This window comes from Sphingomonas donggukensis, assembly GCF_023674425.1.
Classification (GTDB): domain Bacteria; phylum Pseudomonadota; class Alphaproteobacteria; order Sphingomonadales; family Sphingomonadaceae; genus Sphingomonas; species Sphingomonas donggukensis.
In genome coordinates this window covers 304,260-325,332 of the sequence record NZ_CP098401.1, presented here as the reverse complement: position 1 = coordinate 325,332, position 21,073 = coordinate 304,260, and the positions used below count along the sequence as shown (strand labels likewise).

Below are 21,073 nucleotides of genomic sequence, written 5' to 3'. Positions count from 1 at the left end.
ATGACCGAGGTCGTCATCGCCGCCGCCAAGCGTACCCCCGTCGGCGCGTTCCTGGGCGCCTTTGCCGCGACGCCCGCGCATGAACTGGGCCGCGTCGCGATCGAGGCCGCGCTGGCGCAGGCCGGCGTCGCGGGCTCGGACGTGGACGAAGTGATCCTCGGCCAGGTGCTGACCGCGGCGCAGGGTCAGAACCCCGCGCGCCAGGCCTCGATGGCGGCGGGCGTGCCGAAGGAAGTGCCGGCGTGGGGCGTCAACCAGGTGTGCGGATCGGGCCTGCGCACCGTGGCGCTCGCATTCCAGGCGATCGCGACCGGTGACGCCAGGATCGTCGTCGCCGGCGGGCAGGAATCGATGTCGATGTCCGCCCATGCCGGGTCGATGCGTCCGGGCACGAAGATGGGTGACGTCAGCCTCGTCGACACGATGATCAAGGACGGGCTGACCGACGTCTTCAACGGCTATCACATGGGCATCACAGCGGAAAATCTGGCCGAGCAGTTCCAGATCACCCGCGGCACCCAGGACGAGTTCGCCGTCCGCTCGCAGAATTTGGCCGAGGCGGCCCGCAGCGCCGGGCGCTTCGCCGACGAGATCGCACCGGTGACGATCAAGGGGCGCAAGGGCGACACGGTCGTCGCCGACGACGAATATATCCGCGCCGGCGCGACCGTGGACGGCGTGTCGGGCCTGCGCCCCGCCTTCAAGAAGGACGGCACCGTCACCGCCGCCAACGCCAGCGGCATCAACGACGGGGCGGCGGCGATCGTCGTCATGTCCGGCGACGAAGCCGCCAAACGCGGCATCACCCCGCTCGCACGCATCAAGAGCTGGGCGAGCGCCGGCGTCGACCCCTCCATCATGGGCATCGGCCCGGTGCCGGCATCGAAGAAGGCGCTGGAGAAAGCCGGCTGGACCGTCGCCGACCTCGACCTGATCGAAGCGAACGAAGCCTTCGCCGCACAGGCGCTGGCGGTCGGCAAGGAAATGGGCTGGGACGCCGACAAGGTGAACGTCAACGGCGGCGCCATCGCCATCGGCCACCCGATCGGCGCCAGCGGCGCGCGCGTGCTGACCACCCTGATCTACGAAATGCAGCGCCGCAACGCGAAGAAGGGCCTGGCGACGCTGTGCATCGGCGGCGGCATGGGAATTGCGATGTGCGTGGAGCGGGATTGATTCAAAATCGATTAGCTAGCGAATAGAATAAAGATAGCTAGCAAATCGTGTCCGGAAATTTGGTGTGGCTTTAGATCGTCGCTTATCCGTTGTGTGGTATCGTCCCCTCACGCCAATCCTATTGTAGTATTTCCGACACACCCTGGGAAAAAATCCAGACAGGTGCCGATTGCGTACGCTTCAGCACTTGAGAGTGTGACGTTTGCATTGCAGCATCCCCACAAGCCTGTGCCTTGCACGGGCCAACAGGGGAAATTTTCAATGAAGCTCAGCCGTTACGCTGGCGCGACCGCGCTTGCCTCCACCTTGTTCTTGGTCGCGCCGGCCTTCGGCCAGGCGACGCCCAACACGCCGAATCCGGCGCAGCCCGCCCCGAAGACGGCGCCGCAGGCCGCAGAACAGGCCGCGCAGACGGTCAGCGCCGATGGCCAGTCGAGCGACGATGGCGCGATCGTCGTCACCGGTTCGCGCATCGCACGGCCCGAAACCGACGGTGTGTTGCCGGGCGTGCAGATCACGGCGCAGTCGATCGAGACGCGCGGCTTCACCAATGCGCTCGAGGCATTGAACGACATCCCGCTCGTCGGCCCGGGTGCGAGCCCGCTGAACGGCAACAATGGCGGCCAGACCGCCAGCCTGGGTGCTGCGTTCGTCGATCTGCTCGACCTGGGCACCGCGCGCACGCTGACGCTGGTGAACGGCCGTCGCTTCGTGTCGGGCAACGCCGCGTCGCTGTTCGTCGCGGGTAACGAGACGGGCAGCCAGGTCGATGTGAACGTCATTCCGTCCACGCTGATCCAGCGCGTCGATGTCGTCACGGTCGGTGGCGCCGCGGCGTACGGCGCCGACGCGATCGCCGGCGTCGTGAACTACATTCTGAAGGACGACTATGACGGCGTCCAGCTTCGCGGCCTTGCGGGAATTTCCGAGCGTGGAGACGCCGGTCAGTTCCAGCTCAGCGCATTGGCGGGGCGCAATTTCTTCGATGGTCGCGCCAACCTGACGGCATCGTTCGAGTATAGCCGCAACGACGGCCTTCAGGCTGTGTCGCGCGATTTCCGGAACGTCCGTCCCGGTTCGTATACGAACCCGTTCAACGGCGGCATCCGCAATCCCAGCTTCACCGGACGCGACGTCATCGATGCTACCGCCACCGGTCTGAACAACGGTGCTTTCCTGGCCGCTGCGACCGATGGCCAGCCATCGACCCTGTACGGCCTGGGCCTCGTCACGCAGACGCTGAGCAATCCGGGCACCATCCTGAACGTCCAGAGCAACACGTTCTACACTCCCTATACGCCGATCACGACCGGATCGGGCACGACGCTGCGCACCTCCAACTACATCACCTTTGCCAACGGTGCTGCACCGGTCGGCTTCGCATTGCCGGCGACCAACGCGACCGGCGGAGCGACGACGATCTCTTCGCTGAATAACGGGTTCTTCAGCTTTTCCGCCGCGCAGATCATCAAGGGCACCCCGGGTTCCGACGTGACTTTCGGAACGCTGAGCGGGAACGGCCTGAACGGCTCGACCACGCAGGCGACCAACGTCCCGTTCACGACCTTCGCACCGACGGCGTTGCCGTCCAACGTGACGTCCGCACAGGTTCTGGCCGCGTACGGCGTGACCGCGCCGACCGGTTCGACGGCAGCGCAGCAGACGACGCTGGCGATCAACCTGCTGCAGGCGAACCGCTTCACGTCGCGCGAATTCCTGGCGGCCAACCCCACGACCAACATCAACTATTTCATCGGCACGTTCGACCCGGCGGTGCCGCGCATCGCCAACACCGACACCACGCTGGTGAACGTGAAAGTCAACGGCGCTACCGTCCAGGTTCCGGTAAACCAGGTGCTGCCGTTCGTCGCCGTGCCGCTGGAATTCAACGATGACGGGTCGATCCGCCGCTACAATTTCTCCGGCCCGGTCAGCGGCAATTCGCCGATCACGGTCGGCAGCGCGCGCGGCGGTGACGGCGGGTTCCGCCGCAGCCTGGAGAACACCGTGCTGCGTACCCAGCAGGATCGCTACGTCGCGAACCTGATGGGCAAGTTCGACATCACCGACAACATCACCTTCTTCTCGGAAGGTACCTATGCGAAGGTGCTGAACCGGTCGCTCGGCAATATTTCGGGCGCCCAGAACTTCATCACCAATACCCAGGAGAATTCGGCGCTCCTGCTGAATTACAACAACCCGTTCCTCGATGCATCGGACCGCGCGGCACTGACCGCCGTCGGGATTGCCCCGAACCAGGCGAACGCCGGCAACTTCCTGCTGACGCGCCAGAATCAGGATATCTTCGGCGCGAATCCGTACACCAATCGCCAGGAAACCTACCGCATCGTCGCCGGCCTGCGCTCGAACTTCGAACTGTTCGGCAAGCGCTGGAAGGCGGAAGTGTCGGGCACGTACGGCAATTCCGAGCAGAACACCCGCTCGGACGGCATCGCGGATCTCGAGTATCAGCTGGCGCTCGACGCGGTTGACCAGGGCCTCGCCACCACCGGCGTCGCCAACGGCAACATCGTCTGCCGTTCGCAGGTGTTCCCGAGCCAGTATCTGGGCCGCACCCCGATCGGCACCGCCACCAACATCACCCGCGTGGTCGGAGCGGACGGCATTCCGACCGAAGTCATCGTCACCCCGACCATCACGCAGGATCTGATCACCGCGTGCAAGCCGCTCAATCCGTTCGGCTACAATCAGATGTCGGCTGAATCGAAAGCGTATGTCACCAGCCCGTCGCTGTTCCGCAACGTGTCGAAGCAGACCTTCATCCAGGGCTCGCTGAGCGGTGGGCTGTTCGACCTGCCGGCAGGCGCGCTGCAGTTCAACGCCAACGGAGAGTATCGCAAGGACGAGCTGACGTTCACGACCAACCAGCTCAACATCCTGGGCCGTTCGCGCTCGGCGCCTTCGGCAAACACCGCGGCCTACACGGAAACCTACGAGTTCGGTGGCGAGCTTGCCATTCCGCTCACCGGGCCCGACTTCCTGTCGTTCCTCGGACGACTGGAATTCAACCCGGCATTCCGGATGTCGAAGCAGAGCGGCCAGGCAGCGACGTATCGCAACCTCCAGGGCACCACGATCACGCCGAAGGCCGATGGCGACTGGGGCACGATCTATTCGCTGGCAGGGACGTGGAAGCCGCTCCAGGATATCCAGTTCCGCGGCAACTACACGCGCTCGCTGCGCCAGCCGTCGATCGTCGAGCTGTTCCTTGGCGGTCAGCCGACCTTCCAGGCGGTGACCGATCTGTGCGGCCCGGCCAGCATCGATACCGGTGTGGTTCCGACCACGCGTCGTGCGAACTGCGTTGCTGCGGCGCTTGCCAACGGCAACTTCATCGGTTCGAACGACGCCGCCGGCGCGACCGAGTTCCTGCGCAATTTCGTTCCGCAGGGCGGCAGCTTGCAGGGTACTTTCTCCGGCTCGACCGGCCTCGCGCCCGAGAAGGGTAAGAGCTGGACGGCAGGCGGCGTGCTGACCCCGCGCTGGATCCCGGGTCTGACGTTGTCGGCGGACTACATCAACGTCCGCGTCGACAACACGATCGTCACCGCGGGCGTGGGGACGTTCCTGCAGGCTTGCTACGACAGCCCGACCTTCCCGGACTCGTCGGCCCAGATCGGCATCAACGGCTGCAGCCGCTTTGCCCGCGGCAGCGACTTCCAGCTGCAGAACGGCGTGCAGGCAGGCTTCCTCAACCTGGGTGCGATCAAGATCCGTGCGATGAACATGTCGGGCAACTATGCCTTCGGCATCGGGTCGGGCCGGATGACGTTGCGCGCCAACGCCTACCACCTGATCCAGTATGATACCTCGGCATCGGGCACCTTCAACGGCGACCGGGTGATGACTGCCGGCACGTTCTCGCGCTCCAAGCTCGAAACGCAGCTGTCGGCCCGGTACGAGCGGGAGCAGTTCTACACCCAAGTGACCTGGAACCGTCAGGCGCCGACGCGGGTGTTCAGCAGCGGTCTGCCCGCGACGACCGAAATCGTCCCGTACAATCGCTACCCTGCGCTGCACAACATCGACCTAGCCCTGGGCGTCGACGTGAACGAGAAGTTCCGCATGCAGTTCAACGTGTCGAACGTGCTCGACCAGACGACGGGCGGCGACCTCGGCTACCGCTTCGCCGATTATTACGATCAGATCGGTCGTCGTTTCCAGGTGGCGGTCACCACCCGCTACTGATCGATCGGCATTGATCGGAAAGGGCCGTCCTTCGGGGCGGCCCTTTTCGTATCAGCGCCACACCCGCGCGAACCGCGAACCGAGCCCCGTCAGCAACTCGTATTGCGACATCCCCGATGCCGCCGCCGCTTTCGGTAGGGCGTAGTCGAAGGTCACCCAGTCGCCCTCCGCCAGCGCCGGCGCCGTCGACACGTCGAGGGCAGTCAGGTCCATCGACACGCGGCCGATGACGGGGAGGGCCGCCTCCCCTGCCCGCACGAAGCCCTTGCCGGAAAAGCCGCGCCAATAGCCGTCGGCATAGCCCAGATTGACGATCGCGACTTCGGTGTCCGCGGGGGCCGTCCAGGTGGCGTTGTAGCCGACCGCACCGCCGGCGGGTACGCGGCGGCGCTGGAGGATCTGCGCCTCGGGGCGGGCGACCGGGCGGATGATGTCGGCGAGCGCCGCGCACGGCACGCCACCGTAGAGCGCCAGTCCGGGGCGGACGAGGTCGAAGGCGTAGTCCTTGCCGAGCGCAATGCCGGCGGAGTTGGCGAGGCTCAGCCGGCGCGCCGACGTGCGGTCGCGCAGGCCGGCCAGCGCGTTGCGCTGGACCGCGTTCATCGCGCTATTCTCGTCCGCGCAGGCGAGGTGGCTCATCAGCACGTCGATGCGCAGCCCGTCGAGAAGCCCTGCCGCGACATCCTCCGCCGAAACGCCCAGCCGGTGCATGCCGGTATCGACCATCACGTCGCACGCGCCGCCGCCGGCATCGCGCCAGCGACGGACCTGTTCGGGCGTGGTCAGCACCGGGCGGGCGTTCGGCAAGCCGGTGGCAGCCATGTCCTCCTCGCGCACGCCGTGGAGCACCGCCACCGCCGCGCCGCATTCGCCGAGCGCCAGCGCCTCGGCCCAGGTCGCGACGAACAGGTCGCGGCATCCCGCGGCCACCAGCCGGTCGGCAACGCCGCGCGCGCCCAGGCCATAGCCATCGGCCTTCACCGCCGCGCCCGCCGGTACCCCGGCCATGCGCGCGAGCGCGCGCCAGTTGGCGACGAGCGCGCCGCCGTCGAGATCGAGCCGGGCGGGAAGGTCGAGCGTCATGCCCCGCGCGGTAGCCGCGCCGGCGCCTGCACTCAACCGCCCGCGCGTCAGTCCTTCAGCAGGTCGCGTTCCTTCATGCAGAACACCAGCACCGCCAGCGCGATCGCGACGACGATCCAGGTGTACCAGAGGCCAGCGTAGGGATTGCCGGTGCGCGCGACGATATACTGGCTGATGAAGGGCAGGAATCCGCCGAAATAGCCGGTCCCGACATGATAGGGTATCGACATCGAGCTGTAGCGGATGCGCGGCGGGAACAGCTCCGCGAGCAAGGCGGCAACCGGTCCGTAGGTGAGGCCCGACAGCAGCGCGAGGCCGAGGATCGCGACCAGGATCATCACGATCTGGCGTCCGTGCGGCGTCACCTTGTCGAGCTTGTAGCCGGCGTCGGCCAGCGCGGTGTCGAGGGCCGCGGGGCGGACATCCTCCTGCGGCACGCCGCCGATCAGGACCGCGACCGACCCGGCCTGCACCGTCTTGTAGGCCACCCCCTTCTTCGAGAAGTAGTCGAGCAGCTGCCCGCACGCATCCTTCTGCTTCGCGGCGAAGGGATCGTATCTGCACTCCGGCCCCGCCACGATCACCGGGGCACGGTCGGCGGCGCGGGCGAGTTCGGGGTTGGCGGCATGGCCCATCAGCCAGAACAGCGGAAACAGCAGCACGAGCGTGACGATGTAGCCGACGACGATCGGCAGCTTGCGCCCGACCCGGTCGGACAGCCGCCCCGAGGCGATGAAGAACACCAGCCCGAGCACCGCGCCGGCGCCGACGATCAGCTGCGCCGGGGTCTCCGCAACGCGCATCGGCCCCTGCAGGAACGACAGCACGCTGAACAGCGCGGTGTACCAGATGACGGTGAGCCCCGCGGCGATGCCCATCAGCGCGACGAACAGCCGGCGCTTGTTCCCCGGATAGGTGAAGCTTTCGACGAACGGGTTCTTGGCGGTCTGGCCGGCGGCCTTCATCGCCTTGAACACCGGGCTTTCGGAGAGTTTCAGGCGCATCCACAGCGACACCGCCAGCAGCACGACCGAGAACAGGAATGGCAGTCGCCAGCCCCATGCCTCCCACGTCGCGGTCGGCATCGACGCCTTGGCGATCAGGACGACCGCGAGGCTGAGGATGAAGCCGCCGGCGACGCTCGCCTGGATGAAGCTGGTGTAATAGCCGCGCTTCTTCGCGGTCGCGTGTTCGGCGACATAGATCGCCGCCCCGCCATATTCGCCGCCCAGCGCAAGCCCCTGGAGGATGCGCAGCAGGATGATGATCGCCGGCGCCGCCATGCCGATCGCGGCATAGCTCGGCACCAGCCCTACCCCGGCGGTGGCGATGCCCATCAGCGTGATCGTGACGAGGAAGGTATATTTGCGCCCGAGCTTGTCGCCCAGGAACCCGAACAGCACTGCGCCCAAGGGTCGGAAGCCGAACCCGACCGCGAAGCCCGCCCAGGCGAGCAAGGTCTGCATCATCTCCGACGAGGCAGGGAAAAACGTCCGCCCGATGATCCCCGACGCGGCGAGCGTGCCGTAGATGAAGAAATCATACCATTCGAACGCAGTGCCGAGCGACGACGCGGTGATGACGAGGCGGATGTCCTTGGGCGACGGATCGGCCACGTTGTCGATATCGGTCGTCGCTACGCTCGTCATGCTTATGCCCCCGGTGCTCCGCGCAGGTTTAGCGGGTCGGGGGGATGCGGCAAGCAGGGATACGGTGGCGGAACTCCCCACCTGCGAGCCAATTGAAGGCGTTCGCGCTCCGTGCCAACTTTGGAAATGGCGAGCCAGCTTGAGTATCAATGCTGCTACTGTGGTGAGGCGATCGCAACAAGCGATCGAAGCGCACTACGTATTAATCTGAGTGGAATCTGGGCTGGAAGGCAAGGCGCGGTGCAAGACATGTTCGCGTACTCAACCTGCGTAGATGCGATCTTCGGCACAACCCTTCACGCATCCGTGCCCTTTGACGTTGAGGCATTCAATCTCGAGGACTGAATTTTTCCCTTCCGCCCGCCACGTCGTCAGACGGGTCTGCTACGCGACCCCGCTGCCCGCCGTGGCGAGTCTGCGATTTGCTTCCGCAAATCGCCGGCCGCCCGCGCCTACGCCTTCTCCAGCGTACACTGCAGCGGGTGCTGGTTCTGGCGGGCGAAATCCATGACCTGGCCGACCTTCGTCTCGGCGACTTCGTAGCTGAACGTGCCGCATACGCCGACGCCCTTCTGGTGGACGTGGAGCATCACCTGCGTCGCTTCCTCCACGGTCATGCGGAAGAAGCGCTGGAGGCACAGGACGACGAATTCCATGGGCGTGTAATCGTCGTTGAGCATCAGCACGCGATACGGCGTCGGCTTCTTGGTGCGGGTGCGCGTGCGGGTGGCGACGCCGAGCGACGTGCCGTCATCGTCGTCGCGGTTGTCGTCGGTCGCGGTGGGCTGGAATGGCATGGTCACGTGGCCCAAAATATGCCCGCGCGGCGATGGGGGCAAGGTGTCGTCGTGGTGCAGGCAAACGAAAAAGGGGCGGTGGCACGTCCGCGCCACCGCCCCCTCGTCTCTCCCGCCGGGGCGGGACGCCGGCTTATGCGGCGGTCTTCACCTTCTCGGCGGCCAGCGCGAAGCGGTTCGAGATCGGCTTGGCGGCGTCGCCGGCCAGCTTGATGAACATCTCGGTCGACTTCGACGACTGCTGCACCGCGGCGTCGAACGCCGTACGCATGTAGTCACCCTGCAGCTTGAAGAATTCGGTCGGCGACTTGACGGTGGCGAGGCTCTTCAGCGTCGCGGTCATGCCCTCGAACGACTTGCGGGTGTAGTCGGCGGTGTCCTGGCCGATGAGTTCCATGCCCTTGGCGGCGATGCGGGTCGATTCGACCAGCGCCTCGACGTTGCCCTTAGAGAAGTCGCCCATTTCCGACGCCAGCTTGCCGCTCTTGTCGAACGCAGCCTTGGCGCGGTCGTTCATGTCGGTCAGCATCTTCGGGGTTTCGAACTTGGTAGCCATGGTGATGTCCTTCTTCACGGTGGAGGCGACCTTCCCGGCCGCGGTTGCGACGGCTTTCGCCGCTTTCTGGATCGGCGCGGGCTGAACTGCCGCGACCGTCTTCACACTCTTGGCGACGGCCTTGCGCACCGGCGCGGCCTTGGCCTTCGCCACCTTGGCGACACGCTTGGCGGCCTGGACCGGGGCGACCGGCGCCTTGGGAGCGGCCGTTTCAGCGGTCTTCGCGACGATATCCGCGTCGGCCTTCACGACGGTCTCGGCGGCCTTGGCCGTCTCGATCGCGGTGTCGCCAGCAGCCTTCACAACGTCGGTCGTCGGGGTTTCGGTCGCCATCGGATGCACTCGCCACTTATTGTTGCGGTGCAGCAAATACGCATCAACAGCGACGATTGCAAGTCATTTTGTGCGCTGCAACATTCTCGTCATGGTGCAGCGGTTTCGACCGCCTAGCGCGTGCGCACATACTCGCCCGGAGCATCGGCGATCGCCGCCAGCTTGCCCTCCCCCGGCACGCGCGCGCCGGTAGCGGGGACGTCCGTCGCGCCGAAGTCACGGAGCCAGCCGATCCAGTCGGGCCACCAGCTGCCCTTCGTCTCGGTCGCGCCGGCGACGAAGTCCTCGAGCGTCGCGGCGGGGGCGTCGTTGGTCCAGTACTGATATTTCTGCGCCGCCGGCGGGTTCACGACCCCGGCGATATGCCCCGATCCCGCCAGCACGAAGCGTAACGGCCCGGCGAAATGGTCGGTGATCTTCCACACGCTGTCCGCCGGCGCGATATGATCCTCGCGCCCAGCCTGGACATAGGAGGGCGTCCTCACCGTCGTCAGGTCGAGCGGCACGCCCAGCACCGACAGCGACCCCGGCTGCGCCAGCCGGTTGTCGCGGTACAGGTCGGTCAGATAACTCTGGTGCCACGCCGACGGCAGGTTGGTGACGTCGCCGTTCCAGTGGAGCAGGTCGAACGGCACATAATCCTGACCCATCAGATAATTGTTGCTGACGTAGTTCCAGATCAGGTCGCGCCCGCGCAGCAGGTTGAAGGTCGCCGCCATGTAGCGGCCGTCGAGATAGCCGTCGGTGGAAACCTGACGGATCATCGCCAGCTGGTCGTCGTCGACGAAGTGCAGCAGCTCACCGGCGTCGGCGAAATCGACCTGCGCCGTGAAGAAGGTGGCGCTGGCGACCTTCGCCGCCTCCCCCCGCGCGGTCAGCACGGCGAGCGTCGCGGCGAGCGTGGTGCCCGCGACGCAATAGCCGATGGCATGGACCGCGGGCACGTCGAGCAGGTCGCGGATGGTGTCGACCGCGTCGATCTGCGCCGCGACATAATCGTCCCACATCACGTCGGCGAGCGACGCGTCGGCGGATTTCCACGACACCACGAATACGCTCAGCCCCTGCGCCACCGCCCAGGCGATGAAGCTCTTCTCCGCGGTCAGATCGAGGATGTAGAAACGGTTGATCCACGGCGGGAAGATGACCAGCGGTGTCGCCAACACCATTTCGGTGGTCGGGGTGTACTGGATCAGTTCGTACAGGCGGGTGCGGTGGACGACCTTGCCCGGCGTCGTGGCGATGTTGCGCCCGACCTCGAACGCGTTGGTATCGGTGTGCGTCAGCTGCCCGCGCTGGATGTCGGCGAGCATGTTCTCCAGGCCTTTGAGCAGGCTTTCGCCCTTCGTCTCGACGATGCGGTTCAGCACCTGCGGGTTGGTCGCGGCGAAGTTGGTCGGGCTCATCGCATCGACGAAGCCGCGGGTCGCGAACTTCAATTGATCCTTCTGCTTGGCATCCAGCCCCTCGACCGCGTCGACGCCCTTCAGCAGATGGTCGGCGATGGTCAGATAGCTCTGGCGGATGAAGTCGAACACGGGCTGCTCGCGCCACTCGGGCGCCTTGAAGCGCTTGTCGCGCGCCTGCTCGGGGGTTTCGTGGAACGGCTCGGCATGGGCGGGGTCGAGGAAGCGCTGCCACAGCTTCATCGTGTCGCCCCAGAAATCGGCCTGCGCCTGGAGGAGCGGCGCGGCGTCGAACATGCCGGGCATCGCCGGCGCCGCCTTCGTCATCTCGACGCCCGCCTCCAGCATCATCTGCTGCGCGCGACCCAGCACCCAGGTCCAGTGCTGCATGTCGGCGAGGTCGGGTGCGGTGGTCTTGGTTTCGGACATCAGTCACTCTCCTGCCGCGTCTATAGCCCTCATCGTCACCCCGGCGAAAGCGGGGGTCTCGTGCGGCCCAAGACCCCAGCTTCCGCTGGGGTGACGGAGAGTGTAGGCTTTCGAGCACCGAAAGGGAGACCCGATGTCCGACGAATTCTACCGCATGAAGCGCCTGCCGCCCTATGTCATCGCCGAGGTGAACGCGATGCGGGCCGCGGCGCGCGCGAGCGGGGAGGACATCATCGACCTAGGTATGGGCAACCCCGACCTGCCGCCGCCGCAGCATGTGCTCGACAAACTGTGCGAAGTGGCGATGAAGCCCGACGCTCACGGCTATTCGCAGTCGAAGGGGATTCCCGGCCTCCGTCGCGCCCAGGCGAACTATTATGGTCGGCGCTTCGGCGTCGATCTCGACCCCGAGACCGAGGTCGTCGTGACGATGGGGTCGAAGGAGGGGCTGGCCAGCCTCGCCACCGCGATCACCGCGCCCGGCGACGTCGTGCTGGCGCCCAACCCCAGCTACCCGATCCATATGTTCGGCTTCATCATTGCCGGCGCGACGATCCGCAGCGTGCCGACGACGCCGGACGAGCAATATTGGGCGGCGCTCGACCGCGCGATGGCGTTCACCGTGCCGCGCCCGAGCGTGCTGGTGGTCGGCTATCCGTCTAACCCGACGGCCGAGACGGTCGACCTCGCCTTCTACGAACGGCTGGTCGCGTGGGCGAAGGAGAACAAGGTCTGGGTACTGTCCGACCTCGCCTATTCGGAGCTGTACTACGACGGCAACCCGACGCCTTCGATCCTGCAGGTGCCGGGCGCCAAGGACGTGGCGGTCGAGTTCACCTCGCTGTCGAAGACCTATTCGATGGCCGGCTGGCGGATCGGCTTCGCGGTCGGCAATCCGAAGCTGATTGCGGCGCTGACGCGGGTGAAGTCCTACCTCGATTACGGCGCGTTCACGCCGATCCAGGCGGCGGCGTGCGCGGCGCTCAACGGCCCGCAGGACATCGTCGCGAAGAACCGCGAACTGTACCACAAGCGCCGCGACGTGCTGGTCGAGAGTTTTGGGCGCGCGGGCTGGGACATCCCCGCGCCGAAGGCGTCGATGTTCGCCTGGGCCCCCCTGCCCTCGGCATTGCGGGAGATGGGATCACTCGAGTTTTCCAAACAGTTGCTGACCCACGCCAAGGTCGCGGTGGCGCCGGGCGTCGGCTACGGCGAGGACGGCGAAGGCTATGTGCGCATCGCCCTGGTCGAGAACGAGCAGCGCTTGCGCCAGGCGGCCAGGAACGTGAAGAAATATCTGGCGAGCATGGGGGTGAATACGGGGACGAAAGCGGCGGGGTAGGTTTGGGGGGCTTCCCCATCCGTGCTCCTCCGCAGGCGGGAGCCCAGAGCCACAAGCGTCATCGCCCGAAACCCTAGGCTCCCGCCTGCGCGGGAGCACGGAGTGGGTGCGGTGCGCGCGCACCGTTCTCCCGCGAAGGCCGGGGTCCAGTTGGACGGACCTCAGACTGGCGCGCCGAACCTCGCCTGGACGCCGCAACTGGACCCCGGCCTTCGCCGGGGAACGGCTCAGCTGCCTCACCTGATGTTCCCGCAGGCACAAGCGCACCCAAAGAAAATCTGTCTCGCGTTTTGACGCACCCCCGCCATGCTCGCCCGCGATGACCGCGATCGATCCGCTCTACTCGCTGGCCGGGGTGTTCGTCGGCATGCTCGTCGGCATGACCGGCGTCGGCGGGGGATCGTTGATGACGCCGATCCTTGTGCTGGCGTTCGGCATCCACCCGGTGACCGCGGTCGGCACCGACCTTCTGTACGCATCGGCGACCAAGTCGGTCGGGACGGTCGTCCACGGGCACCGCGGGACGGTCGACTGGCGGGTGGTGCGGCGGCTGGCGACGGGCAGCATCCCCATGACGCTCATCACCCTCGCCACCCTGAGCCGCGCAGGGACCGGCACGAAGGCGATGGGGGAAGCCATCGCCGTGGTGCTTGGGGCGGCCCTGCTGCTGACCGCGGTCGCGATCCTGTTCCGCGCGCGCATCGTCGCGCGGATGGGGCCGTGGTTCGACGGCATCGCCGAGCGCCGGATCGCCGGCCTGACGATCCTGCTCGGCGCGATCCTCGGCGCGCTGGTGTCGCTGACGTCGGTAGGTGCAGGCGCGCTGGGGATGACGGCGCTGCTGGTCCTGTACCCGCGGCTGCCGGTCAACCGGCTGGTCGGGTCGGACATCGCCCATGCCGTCCCGCTGACGCTGATCGCGGGTGCCGGGCATTGGGCAATGGGCGGGGTCGATTTCGCGTTGCTGCTGTCGCTGCTGGCCGGGTCGATTCCGGGGATCATCGCCGGCAGCCTGATCGCGACGCGGGTGTCGGAGCGCGTGCTGACGCCGATCCTGGCGGTGACGCTGGCGATCGTGGGCGCAAAGCTGCTGCTTTGAGACGGTTGACCGGCGCTTGCCGCCACGCCATCCGCCGCCGATGACCCGTCCCGGCTTCGCCTTCTCCACTACCTTCCGCGTGCGCTATGCTGAAATCGACGGCCAGCGGGTCGTCTTCAATTCGCGCTATCTGGAATATGCCGACGTCGCGGTCACCGAATTCTGGCCGTGGACAGGGATCGCCGATGCACTGGGCACGGCGTGGACCGACACCGAATTTCACGTGCGGCGGACCGAGATCGACTATCTGAAGCCGTTCGTGTTCGGCGACATGATCGAGGCGAACATCCGCATCGAGCGCGTCGGCACGTCGAGCCTGACCCAATATTTCGAGCTTGCCCATGCCGACACCGGCGACCTGCACTGCACGATCGCGATGGTCATCGTGAACGTCGATCTGGCGAGCGGGCGCGCGGTGCCGATCGGCGATGCGGTGCGTGCCTATCTGGCGACGATTCCCGGCGGTTGATTATTCAGCGGCGGCGACCTGTTCGGGATCGTCCCACACGACATCCTCACGCAGCAGCCATTTGAGGTCGCTCTTCTCCAGTTCACGCCCGTCCTGCGAGAGCACGCGGACCTGCCGGATCGGGCGGCTGTCGCGCGCGTCGACCAGCACGGGGCTTGAGATCGCCCCCGTTTCCCATTTCTCACCCCACTGCCGCAGCGCGATCATGGTCGGCAGCAGCGCGTAACCCTTTTCGGTCAGGCGATATTCGATCTTGCGGCGATCGTCGGGCAGCGCGCGCCGCTCCAGGATGCCGTGCTCGACGAACCGCGCCAGCCGGTTGGCCAGGATGTTCCGAGCGATGCCGAGTTCCGACTGGAACTCCTCGAAATGATAGATGCCGTTGAACGCCGCGCGCAGGATCAGGAACGCCCACCGCTCCCCCATCGCCTCCAGCGCAGCGGGCAGGCTGCACTGGGCGAACAACTCCCGCAAGGGTTCCCGGATCTTCGCATCCATATCGTTCAAACCTATCGCAAAATGCCTTGACGGCGAAGCGGTTTATCCTATTGCAGCGCAGCACAGGTTTCAGGTTGCAACCTGCTACCGAATCAGATAGGTAGCGTGTTGCAACTTGATTGCCAGTAATTTTCGCCTGCAAATCCAAGGAGCATCCCCATGAACACCGTCCTGAAGATCGCCGCCGCCTCGCTCGCCATCCTCGGCAGTGTGCCCGCGGTCGCCCAGTCCTATTACACCGCCAAGCCCGCCGCCGAGCTGAAGAAGGCGAGCCTGGTGACCCGCAGCACGCTGTGGAAGTGTGCAGATGGCGTCTGCGCCGCGAACAAGGCTGGCGAGCGCGACAGCGTGCTGTGCGAACTGGTCGTGCAGCGCGTCGGCAAGCTGGAATCGTTCAGCGCGGGCGGTGCCGCCTTCGCTCCCGAGGCGCTCGACAAGTGCAACGCGCGCGCCCGCTGAGGCCGATTTGCCCGCCGGGCATCTGAAAATCATTGCAATGCAGCAGCACGGCAGCCCATCTTAGGGCCGCCGTGCTGCGCCAATATGAACTCGTCGATCGGGTGTTGAGCTACGATCCCCAGGCCGACGAGGCCATGCTCAACCGCGCCTACGTCTTTTCGGTCAATGCCCACGGCACCCAGAAGCGCGCATCGGGTGACCCGTATTTCAGCCATCCGATCGAGGTAGCGGGCATCCTGACCGACCTGCACCTCGACGACGAGACGATCGCGACCGCGATCCTGCACGACACCGTCGAGGATACCGTCGCCACGCCCGAGCAGATCGAGCAGCTGTTCGGCCCCTCGGTCGCGCGGCTGGTCGACGGCGTCACCAAGCTTTCGAAGATAGAGGCCGAGACCGAAAGCCAGCGCGCGGCGGAGAATTTGCGCAAGTTCCTGCTGGCGATGTCCGATGACATCCGCGTGCTGCTGGTGAAGCTCGCCGACCGGCTGCACAACATGCGGACGCTCCACTACATCGCCCGGCCCGAGAAGCGGCGCCGCATCGCCAAGGAGACGATGGACATCTACGCCCCGCTCGCCGAGCGGATCGGTATGTACGAGTTCATGAAGGAGATGCAGACGCTCGCCTTCCGCGAACTCGAGCCAGAGGCTTACGAATCGATCACGAAGCGGCTCGAGGCGCTGGAGAGCGAGGGCCACCGGATCGAGAAGATCGCGCAGACCATCGAAACGCTGATCGACCGCGCCGGCATCAAGGCGCAGGTCGGCGGGCGGCAGAAGCATCCCTATTCGATCTGGCGCAAGATGTCGGAGCGGCACGTCAGCCTGGAGCAATTGTCCGATGTCATGGCGTTCCGCGCGATCGTCGAGACCGAGGAGGAATGCTACCGGGCCCTGGGCGTCATTCACCGCAAGTGGCCGATGGTGCCGGGGCGGTTCAAGGATTACATCTCGACGCCCAAGCGCAACGGCTATCGCTCGCTCCACACCACCGTCTTCTTCGGCGACACCGCGCGGATCGAGGTGCAGATTCGCACGCGCGCGATGCATGCGCAGGCCGAATTCGGGATCGCCGCGCACTGGGCCTACAAGCAGGACGCGGTGCGCCCCGACACGCAGGTGCCGTGGATCAGCGATCTGGTCGAGATCCTGGAGGCGGCCGACAGCCCGGAGGAACTGCTCGAACATACCAAGATGGCGATGTACGCCGACCGCATCTTCGCCTTCAGCCCCAAGGGCGAACTGATCCAGCTGCCCAAGGGTGCGACGCCGATCGATTTCGCCTACGCCGTCCACACCGACCTCGGCGACCAGGCGGTGGGTGCCAAGATCAACGGGCGGATGGTACCGCTCCGCACCGAGATCGCGAACGGCGATTCGGTTCAGATCCTGCGATCGAAGGGTCAGTCGCCGCAGCCCAACTGGCTGGCCTTCGCCACCACCGGCAAGGCGCGCGCGGCGATCCGGCGGCACCAGCGGCTGAAGGAACGGCAAGAGACGCACGCCCTCGGGCGCAAGCTATACGACGACATCGCCGCGCGCCTGCCCGCCCCGGTCGGTCCCGACGCGGTCGCGACAGCGGTCAAGCGGTTGAAACTGGCGGACGAGGATGCGCTGCTGGAGGCGATCGCGCGGCGCAAGGTGTCGGATGCGGCGGTGATGGAGGCGCTGATGCCCGGATCGGCGGGCGGCGCCGACACCCATGTCGCCCCGCCGCAGCGGCACGCCATTTCGATCACCGGGCTGACGCCGGGCGTTGCCTATACGCTCGCCGAATGCTGCCGCCCGGTGCCGGGCGACCGCATCGTCGGCATCCGGCGCGAGGGCGAGGGCATTACCGTCCACGAAATCGCCTGCCCGCAGATCGGGGATACCGTCGACGCGGACGGCGGCGAATGGGTGGACCTGGCGTGGGGCGACAAAGCGGAGGGCGGCACCGCGCGCATCGCAGTCACGCTGAAGAACGAACCGGGCGCGCTGGGCGCGATCGCGACCGTCATCGGCGCGCACAAGGCGAACATCCTCGGCCTTCGTATGGATAACCGCGACACGACGTTCCACACCAACACGATCGAGATCGAGGTGCGCAATGCCAGCCACCTCACCCGACTGCTCGCCGCGCTACGCGCCGCCGACGCGGTCAGCGAGGCCGAGCGGCTCTAGGCGCGGCGCCCGCCGAGAAGCGCGCGGACGCCCTCCAGCGCAAGGCCATACACCAGGTGCGAGGACACACCGTAGAGATGCACGCCGAGCGGCGTCTCGGTCGGCGCATCCCCGAAGCCGAGCGCGGGCACCGCCGCCTCGTCGAACACCGCCGACGTCAGCAAGCCGTAGGCGCTGCCGAAGCCGGTGGCGATGCCGGGCCGGTATTCGGCGGCGAGACCGTAAGCGCCGCCCAGTGCCGCCCCGAAGACATAGTGGACCACCTGCCCGCCGGCGGGCCGGTCGATGCGACGCATCGGCTCACCGGTCGCCAACAGCTTCGCCGCATTCGCGGCCTTTGCGGTCGCCGAATCGGCCGGGTCGCCCTCGGCATCGAAGGCCTTGGCGGTCTTGGCCTGGAAGAGCGCCATCACAGCGGACGCGGCAAGGCCCGCGGCGACGCCGGCGGCGAGACCAACGAGGGGACGCGGGGCGGAGGATCGGGTTTTATTTGCCATCGCCGCCGAACGCGCCGGACGGGCTTATGGTTCACACCGCGATCGTGCGGGGAAAAATGGTGCTGCCGGTGAGGATTGAACTCACGACCTCAGCCTTACCACCGACCAACACCCCTACGCCAGGACTTGTCTTTGCACGACTTCCCGTTTCGTTTCATTGACTTAGACCGAAGCTAGCGCGACACTGTTTTCCACGGTTTTCGCCCAACTGCTTCCTATGTGCTTCCAACTTCGGGCACGGCTTTAGAGCAGTTTCGGGCATTTGGAAGCGGATGTTTCATGCCCAAGGTAACGAAAAGGGTCGTTGATGCGCTCGTTCCGACCGGCAAGGAGCGGTTCGTATGGGACCGCGAACTTCCCGGCTTCGGTGTGCGACAGTCACGCGCGGGCGTCATCACCTACGTCTTCCAGTATCGGGTCGAGGGTCGCCAGCGGAGGTTCAAGATTGGTCGGCATGGCGCGCCGTGGACTCCGGAGACGGCAAGGATCGAGGCTCGTCGCCTGATCGGTGAAATCGCCGATGGGCGCGATCCGCAGAGCTGGCGCTTCGAGTGCCGTGGGATCCCAAACACCGCCCAGCTTTGCACGGTCTACGTCGAAGAAGGAATGTACGCGTGCAAGCCGAGCACGATCAGCTGTGCACAGGGCTGCGTCGAGAATCACATCACGCCGCTGCTGGGCACCCGGCGCGCCGATACGCTCACCCGCGCCGATATCGAGCGGATGATGCGTGACGTCGCAGCCGGCAAGACCGCCCGCACGGTCAAGAAGGGTCGCCGGCGGCTCGCAAGGGTGCGCGGCGGGAAAGGCGCTGCGAACAATGCCCTGGTCATCTTGTCAGGCGCGCTAAATTATGCGGTCGCGCAGAAGATCCGACCGGACAACCCGGCACTTGGCGTGAAGCAGTACCCCGGGCGCAAGCTCGACCGATTTCTTTCTCCGGTCGAACTGGCGAGGCTCGGCGACGTGCTGGCCGCTGCGACGGCGCTTGGCGTCGAGAGCGCTTATGCGCTGGCGGCGATCAAGCTCCTCATCCTGACCGGCTGCCGCAAAAACGAAGTTCTGACACTGAAGCGGACGTTCGTGGACTGGTATCATCGCTGCCTGCGGCTGCCTGACAGCAAGACCGGCGCGAAGGTCGTCCATCTCGGTGCGGCTGCAATGCGCCTGGTCGAGGGCATTCCCGAAGTCGTGAGTAATCCGTTTTTACTGCCCGGCAAGAAGGACGGAACGCACGTCACCGACCTCCAGTCGGTCTGGGAGCGCATCCGCAAGGCTGCCGGGCTCGAAGATGTGCGCCTTCACGATCTTCGGCACAGCTTTGCGTCGGTCGGCGCCGATCTAGGCGACAGCATGCTGATCATCAGCAAGCTGCTCGGTCACGCCAGCCCGAAGACAACGGAGCGCTACACGCACCTGTTTGATCACCCGCTCAAGGCCGCTGCTGATCGCATTTCCGAGCAGATCGCCTTGAGCATGGGAGAGACATTTGTTCAGCAAGATGCTGCAACTGATCCCCAGCTTCCACGAGACATCCACTTGGCTGCTCACGTGAGAGCAAAGGCCGATCCAGTGCTCGGTGCGATTGTTCAAACGCGATGGGTCGACACAGCTCGAGCTGCCAAGTGCCTCGGACTCACCGTCGGAACGCTTCAGACCTACCGCTGGCAAGGGACGGGTCCAGCCTTTCGCAAGGTTGGCAGGCGCGTCGTTTATGCCACAAGCGAACTAGCGGCGTGGAAGTCTGGCGAGGTGGGGACATTCGAACTCTCGCAGGCGGCGTGAAGCAGCAGACTCGTAACGATGAAACAGTCTGCGGCCGCCGAGCGTGAGTTGCGATCGTGGTGGGCGACGCCCTGTTTGAGCTTCTGAGTGACCTCGCCAACCAAGCTTCGTCGGCCTCGATCTTTAGCCAAGTATCGCTCTGTCGATCAGACGCGACGCCGCCAAGGCGCTCGGGTAGGAAAAACATCGAGAGGAGCAACGATGTACAATCTATTCGTATCGGCCGGCGCCGACGCTTGGAACGGCCAGCCATGGACAATCGAAATTGGACGTTGCGTTCGAGAATATACCGATAAGGACATCACCGCGAAATTCGGCGAACTCGACGCCGTCGCGATCGCCGAGCTCAAGCTCTTGCCGTGCATCTTCGCCTACGAAAACGGGAACAACAAGAATCCCAACTTCGGGATCATCACCGACGTGACACGCCGCGCGGCGCAGGTGCGCGTTGAATACGAACTTCACCCCGTCGCGCCCTTTTTGACCTGGCAAGACATGGATACGCTGGCATTCGAGTTGGACCTGAGTAAATGGGAGATGAACCGCACCCATTGGGCGGTCAAAAATCTCAACCTCCAGCAGGAGCTAGCGAGGGCCCGCGGGATCGTCTTGCCCGCTTGGGTTTCAGGTGCCCGCAAGGGCGTCAATCTCGCCGACCACCTCTTCGATGTTGCGTTGTCGTTCCCTGGGGAGTCACGCCCCTATGTACAGCAGGTGGCGGCAGCCCTCGAACGCCTGATCGGGCCCGACCGATATTTCTACGACCACAATTATGTCGCGCAGCTCGCGCGGCCATCGCTCGATACTTTTCTCCAAGCCATCTATCGCGATCGATCAAAGCTGATCGTGGTGTTCCTCGGCTCAGATTATGAACGCAAGGAATGGTGCGGCATCGAGTTTCGCGCCATCCGCGAAGTGCTGAACGGGCGTGCGGCCGAACGCATAATGTATGTCCGCATGGACGATGGCGCAGTCGAAGGTGTTCTGGGGCACGACGGTTTTGTCGATGCGCGGCGCTTTTCGCCGGAACAACTCGCGCGGTTCATTCATGAGCGGGCTGGCCTACTTCCGTAGTTCGTGCGAACATCCAGTCGCTGACCCAACTCCCAGATCAGTAA

At 65.5% G+C, this 21,073-nt stretch carries 16 protein-coding genes; 9 read left to right on the top strand and 7 right to left on the bottom strand.

What is annotated here, in order from left to right; translation table 11 throughout:
* Together M9980_RS01500 and M9980_RS01495 are read left to right on the top strand one after the other, a co-directional pair.
* Entirely contained in the window at positions 1-1,176 is a 1,176-nt protein-coding gene (locus tag M9980_RS01500) for an acetyl-CoA C-acetyltransferase (protein WP_250752621.1), read from the top strand.
* Positions 1,177-1,437: 261 nt separating this feature from the next.
* A complete protein-coding gene (locus tag M9980_RS01495) occupies positions 1,438-5,385 on the top strand; it encodes a TonB-dependent receptor domain-containing protein (RefSeq protein WP_250752620.1) in 3,948 nt (1,315 codons plus the stop codon).
* A gap of 51 nt (positions 5,386-5,436) precedes the next feature.
* On the opposite strand, the gene M9980_RS01490 is transcribed toward M9980_RS01495, so the two are convergent.
* The 5 genes from M9980_RS01490 to M9980_RS01470 form a co-directional block, all read right to left on the bottom strand.
* Positions 5,437-6,468, bottom strand: a complete 1,032-nt coding sequence (locus tag M9980_RS01490; RefSeq protein WP_250752619.1) for an alanine racemase — start codon at positions 6,466-6,468, stop codon at positions 5,437-5,439.
* A 47-nt stretch (positions 6,469-6,515) separates the two neighbouring features.
* On the bottom strand, positions 6,516-8,117 hold the full coding sequence (locus M9980_RS01485; protein WP_250752618.1) for an MFS transporter: 1,602 nt from the start codon (positions 8,115-8,117) through the stop codon (positions 6,516-6,518).
* A 452-nt stretch (positions 8,118-8,569) separates the two neighbouring features.
* Positions 8,570-8,914: an ATP-dependent Clp protease adapter ClpS gene (clpS, locus tag M9980_RS01480; protein ID WP_250755022.1), complete on the bottom strand. Its 345-nt coding sequence runs from the start codon at positions 8,912-8,914 to the stop codon at positions 8,570-8,572.
* 133 nt (positions 8,915-9,047) lie between these two features.
* Positions 9,048-9,803 (bottom strand): phasin family protein, encoded by a 756-nt coding sequence (locus tag M9980_RS01475; protein ID WP_250752617.1) that lies wholly within the window; start codon positions 9,801-9,803, stop codon positions 9,048-9,050.
* Between the two features lie 113 nt (positions 9,804-9,916).
* On the bottom strand, positions 9,917-11,638 hold the full coding sequence (locus tag M9980_RS01470; RefSeq protein ID WP_250752616.1) for a PHA/PHB synthase family protein: 1,722 nt from the start codon (positions 11,636-11,638) through the stop codon (positions 9,917-9,919).
* Between the two features lie 133 nt (positions 11,639-11,771).
* Here M9980_RS01470 and M9980_RS01465 point away from each other — a divergent pair, with 133 nt between their 5' ends.
* The 3 genes from M9980_RS01465 to M9980_RS01455 all read left to right on the top strand — a co-directional run bounded on the left by M9980_RS01465 (position 11,772) and on the right by M9980_RS01455 (position 14,548).
* Entirely contained in the window at positions 11,772-12,980 is a 1,209-nt protein-coding gene (locus tag M9980_RS01465) for an LL-diaminopimelate aminotransferase (protein WP_250752615.1), read from the top strand.
* Between the two features lie 319 nt (positions 12,981-13,299).
* Positions 13,300-14,079 carry a sulfite exporter TauE/SafE family protein gene (locus tag M9980_RS01460; protein ID WP_250752612.1) on the top strand — a complete coding sequence of 260 codons (780 nt, stop codon included), beginning with the start codon at positions 13,300-13,302 and terminating at the stop codon, positions 14,077-14,079.
* Positions 14,080-14,119: 40 nt separating this feature from the next.
* Positions 14,120-14,548, top strand: coding sequence for an acyl-CoA thioesterase (locus tag M9980_RS01455; protein WP_250752611.1), 429 nt, complete (start codon positions 14,120-14,122; stop codon positions 14,546-14,548).
* Here M9980_RS01455 and M9980_RS01450 read toward each other — a convergent pair whose 3' ends face one another.
* Entirely contained in the window at positions 14,549-15,046 is a 498-nt protein-coding gene (locus M9980_RS01450) for a winged helix-turn-helix transcriptional regulator (protein WP_250752609.1), read from the bottom strand.
* Positions 15,047-15,205: 159 nt separating this feature from the next.
* Between M9980_RS01450 and M9980_RS01445 the strand changes: the two genes are divergently transcribed.
* Together M9980_RS01445 and M9980_RS01440 are read left to right on the top strand one after the other, a co-directional pair.
* Positions 15,206-15,505, top strand: coding sequence for a CC_3452 family protein (locus tag M9980_RS01445; RefSeq protein WP_250752607.1), 300 nt, complete (start codon positions 15,206-15,208; stop codon positions 15,503-15,505).
* A 71-nt stretch (positions 15,506-15,576) separates the two neighbouring features.
* Positions 15,577-17,673 carry a RelA/SpoT family protein gene (locus tag M9980_RS01440; RefSeq protein WP_250752605.1) on the top strand — a complete coding sequence of 699 codons (2,097 nt, stop codon included), beginning with the start codon at positions 15,577-15,579 and terminating at the stop codon, positions 17,671-17,673.
* Here the strand turns inward: M9980_RS01440 and M9980_RS01435 are convergent.
* Positions 17,670-18,170, bottom strand: coding sequence for a DUF1440 domain-containing protein (locus M9980_RS01435; protein ID WP_250752603.1), 501 nt, complete (start codon positions 18,168-18,170; stop codon positions 17,670-17,672). The two genes, M9980_RS01440 and M9980_RS01435, sit on opposite strands and share 4 nt — an antisense overlap.
* Positions 18,171-18,449: 279 nt before the next feature.
* On the opposite strand from M9980_RS01435, the gene M9980_RS01430 reads away from it, so the two are divergent.
* Together M9980_RS01430 and M9980_RS01425 are read left to right on the top strand one after the other, a co-directional pair.
* Complete coding sequence (locus M9980_RS01430; protein ID WP_250752601.1) at positions 18,450-19,955, top strand: tyrosine-type recombinase/integrase; 1,506 nt, start codon at positions 18,450-18,452, stop codon at positions 19,953-19,955.
* A gap of 201 nt (positions 19,956-20,156) precedes the next feature.
* A complete protein-coding gene (locus tag M9980_RS01425; protein WP_250752598.1) occupies positions 20,157-21,029 on the top strand; it encodes a TIR domain-containing protein in 873 nt (290 codons plus the stop codon).
* Positions 21,030-21,073: the final 44 nt, after the last annotated feature.

Coding starts and splice junctions, on each gene's coding strand:
- M9980_RS01500 (WP_250752621.1), top strand. CDS start 1: ATGACCGAGGTCGTCATCGCCGCCGCCAAGCGTACCCCCGTCGGCGCG.
- M9980_RS01495 (WP_250752620.1), top strand. CDS start 1,438: ATGAAGCTCAGCCGTTACGCTGGCGCGACCGCGCTTGCCTCCACCTTG.
- M9980_RS01490 (WP_250752619.1), bottom strand. CDS start 6,468: ATGACGCTCGACCTTCCCGCCCGGCTCGATCTCGACGGCGGCGCGCTC.
- M9980_RS01485 (WP_250752618.1), bottom strand. CDS start 8,117: ATGACGAGCGTAGCGACGACCGATATCGACAACGTGGCCGATCCGTCG.
- clpS (WP_250755022.1), bottom strand. CDS start 8,914: ATGCCATTCCAGCCCACCGCGACCGACGACAACCGCGACGACGATGAC.
- M9980_RS01475 (WP_250752617.1), bottom strand. CDS start 9,803: ATGGCGACCGAAACCCCGACGACCGACGTTGTGAAGGCTGCTGGCGAC.
- M9980_RS01470 (WP_250752616.1), bottom strand. CDS start 11,638: ATGTCCGAAACCAAGACCACCGCACCCGACCTCGCCGACATGCAGCAC.
- M9980_RS01465 (WP_250752615.1), top strand. CDS start 11,772: ATGTCCGACGAATTCTACCGCATGAAGCGCCTGCCGCCCTATGTCATC.
- M9980_RS01460 (WP_250752612.1), top strand. CDS start 13,300: ATGACCGCGATCGATCCGCTCTACTCGCTGGCCGGGGTGTTCGTCGGC.
- M9980_RS01455 (WP_250752611.1), top strand. CDS start 14,120: ATGACCCGTCCCGGCTTCGCCTTCTCCACTACCTTCCGCGTGCGCTAT.
- M9980_RS01450 (WP_250752609.1), bottom strand. CDS start 15,046: ATGGATGCGAAGATCCGGGAACCCTTGCGGGAGTTGTTCGCCCAGTGC.
- M9980_RS01445 (WP_250752607.1), top strand. CDS start 15,206: ATGAACACCGTCCTGAAGATCGCCGCCGCCTCGCTCGCCATCCTCGGC.
- M9980_RS01435 (WP_250752603.1), bottom strand. CDS start 18,170: ATGGCAAATAAAACCCGATCCTCCGCCCCGCGTCCCCTCGTTGGTCTC.
- M9980_RS01430 (WP_250752601.1), top strand. CDS start 18,450: ATGCCCAAGGTAACGAAAAGGGTCGTTGATGCGCTCGTTCCGACCGGC.
- M9980_RS01425 (WP_250752598.1), top strand. CDS start 20,157: ATGTACAATCTATTCGTATCGGCCGGCGCCGACGCTTGGAACGGCCAG.